Source organism: Alphaproteobacteria bacterium (assembly GCA_035625915.1).
Taxonomy (GTDB): Bacteria; Pseudomonadota; Alphaproteobacteria; order JACZXZ01; family JACZXZ01; genus DATDHA01.
Window position 1 is genome coordinate 1 of sequence record DASPOR010000008.1, and the last position, 2,129, is coordinate 2,129.

The 2,129-nt window shown below is 62.4% G+C and carries 1 protein-coding gene; it reads right to left on the bottom strand.

Going from position 1 to position 2,129, the window contains the following annotated elements:
* On the bottom strand, positions 1 to 1,679 hold a 1,679-nt coding region (gene rpoD / locus VEJ16_00805; GenBank protein ID HYB08191.1), incomplete at its 3' end, for an RNA polymerase sigma factor RpoD.
* Positions 1,680 to 2,129 lie beyond the last annotated feature (450 nt).

Genomic DNA, 2,129 nt, shown 5'->3' on the forward strand with positions numbered 1-2,129 from the left:
ATGGTGCGCGCCTGGTCGGCGATCGAACGGGTGATCGCCTGGCGAATCCACCACGTCGCATAGGTCGAGAATTTGTAGCCGCGGCGATATTCGAATTTGTCGACCGCCTTCATCAGGCCGATATTGCCTTCCTGGATCAGATCGAGGAATTGCAGGCCGCGGTTGGTGTATTTCTTGGCGATAGAGATGACGAGGCGCAGGTTGGCTTCGACCATTTCCTTCTTGGCCTGGCGCGCTTCGCGTTCGCCCTTCTGCACCATGTGCACGATCTTGCGGAATTCGCCGATCTCAAGCCCGGTCTCGGAGGCGAGCGTGTGGATGTGCGTGCGCAATTCCTTGATGCGGTCCTTGTCGCGGGCGACGAAATTCTTCCAGCCCCTGGCCGAGAGTTTCGATACGCGGTTGAGCCAGCGCGGATCGAGCTCGGAGCCCTGGTAGTTCTTGAGAAAGTCTTCGCGGACGACGCCGTGGCTTTCGGCAAGCCGCATCAGCCGGCCTTCGTGGCTGACCAGCCGCTTGTTGATGTCGTAAAGCTGTTCCACGAGCGCATCGATGCGGGCCTGATTGAGCCGCAGCGACTTGACCTGCTGGATGATCTCTTCCTTGAGCTTCTTGTATTTGCGCTCCTGGCTCGGCGTGAGCGAGCCGGTCGAGTGCAGCTTGTTGTGGATGTCCTGCTCCTGCAGGCGCCGCAGCCGCTTGAACTCGTTGGCGATGGTGTCGAAGGTCTCGAGCACTTTGGGCTTGAGCTCGGCCTCGATCGCGGCGAGCGACATGGAATTTTCCAGATCGTCCTCGTCGATGTCGGATTCCGGAATTTGGCCTTCCTCGCCGCCTTCCTCGCCGTCGCCGGTTGCCGCGACAGGCTTGAACGGCGTCGCGACGGGCGGCGCCGAAGGCGGCGACGCCGCCTGCTGCGGCACGAAGCCGCCATTGCCGGCCGGCATGCCGTTGCCGGCAACGGGCGGATCGCCGCCGGGCATGCTCGGAGCGGCCTGCTTGGCGTCGGGGCCGGCATAGGTCGCTTCGAGATCGATAATGTCGCGGAGGAAGACTTTTCCTTCGTTCAATTCGTCCCGCCAGATGATGATGGCCTGGAACGACAGCGGGCTTTCGCAAAGGCCGGCGATCATCGCTTCGCGGCCGGCTTCGATGCGCTTGGCGATGGCGATTTCGCCCTCGCGCGAGAGGAGTTCCACCGAGCCCATTTCGCGCAAATACATCCGCACCGGATCGTCGGTGCGTTCCGCGGGCTCGCGCGTTTCGGATTTGGCGGGGGTCTTGGTCGAGACCTCGACGAGCTCGCCGGATTCGCTCTCCTCTTCCTCGGGCTCCTCGCGGTTCTCCTCGTCGTCGTTGTCGGCTTCTTCGGTCTCGACGACGTTGATGCCCATTTCGTTCATCATCGCCAGCACGTCCTCGATCTTCTCGGAAGTGACCTCCTCGGACGGCATGACCGCGTTGAGCTGCTCATAGGTGACATAGCCGCGCTTCTTGGCCTGCTTGATCATCTTCTTGACGGCGGCGTCGGAAAGATCGAGCACGGGGAGCGGTGCATCGGGGGTCTCCGGGGCGTCCTTTTCGGTCGCTTCGGATTCCTTCTGCGGGGCCGCCATTCCTGGTCGGACGGCCTTGGCCTTAGCCGCGACGGTCTTGGTGGCCACGCTTTTGGTTGCCATTGCTCTATCTCCAAGTCTCCAAGCGCGCGCATGGTCGGGGTCGGCGCGTCTTACTGGGTCCCCTATCCTATGGCGCGAGACTCCAGCGCCGCAGGGAATGGATCGCGGGGACCGGGCGATGCCCTTGGTCCCCAGTTTGTTGGGCCGCCCACAGGGCGCTAACGGCCAAAAGAGCAGCGCCGGCAAGGGTCTTACCGGCCCGCGCCACCCGAATCGAGGTCAAATTTGTCGAAACTGCGTTAAGCTCCGACTAAGCGTCTCAACAGCGAGAGGTGACCTCTTATTCGCCTCCGCTGCCCCACCCCGCTTTCAGGGGTGGGATACGCGTTACAAAGACCGTGCCGGCCGGCCCGACGAAGCTCCAAAGCCTTCAATCAGGGCTTCGGTTCCCTCCAGCGTAGCCAACCGGGTTTTGACGTCGCGCAACCGCGCGTAATTCGCCTCGGAATT